General features: G+C 61.1%; 1 pseudogene. It reads right to left on the bottom strand.

The annotated features are described in order from the left end of the window. Positions 1-58: 58 nt before the first annotated feature. Positions 59-794, bottom strand: a pseudogene (locus tag GOB86_RS15640) (lactate dehydrogenase); the annotation flags it as partial.

Raw genomic sequence — 794 nt, 5'->3', positions numbered from 1 at the left:
ACTTGAACTCTGCCGCATACCGTTTCCGCGTAACCTTGCCCATAAAACCCGTCCTCGTTCAGGCCAGATGATAGCTTATCGCCCTGTCCGAAAAATGGGGACCACCTCTCAGGGCCAGAAGCCGCTGCTGGGCGTTCACTCCTGTCCCCATGGTCTGGGTGCTGCCGATCAGGATGCGCTTGCGCCCGGCATTGAGGTCGCCAAAGAGACGCTGCTTGGCTTCGGCTTTCTTGTAGTCCTGCATGAAGGCAATCTGCTCGCGCGGCACTCCCATGCGCACCAGCTCGTCACGGATCCACAGATAGGCGGAGAAGCCCCGCTTGCCTTGTGCCCCCACGGTACCCAGATCGGAGAAAATCATCTGCACCGCACCTGGCACCGCATAGGGCTGGCCAGTCTCGGGATTGGTGTAGCGGTTCTGGGCACTCTCCTCCCAGATGGCGAAGACGTTGCGGATCATCAGATCGAGCTTGCTGTCCTCCCCCTCCCCTGCCCGGCCCCAGCCGACAAAGCGCAGATCAAGGGCTGCATGGCGGGCGTCCCCCATGACCGAGAGCAGGATGTCGTCGCCCTTCTGGGGTTTACCCTTGCGGTTCTCAATCGTCGTGATCCGATCTGCCAAAGTCTTCTGGTAGGCACGGAAGCGGGCATGGACTGGTGCCACGACAATCTGGCGGTGCCCACCACGCACGGCTGGCAGGCTCACATAGCGGCGCAGATCGTCCTGCTGGACCACATCGGCGAAGTCACGATAGAGCGCCATGAGGTCGGCGACATTGACGAACTCGGTAAAG

Origin of the sequence: Acetobacter lambici (assembly GCF_011516885.1) — a bacterium.
Taxonomy (GTDB): Bacteria; Pseudomonadota; Alphaproteobacteria; order Acetobacterales; family Acetobacteraceae; genus Acetobacter; species Acetobacter lambici.
The sequence above is the reverse complement of the archived record's forward strand: the minus strand, read 5'-3'. Positions and strand labels throughout refer to the sequence as shown.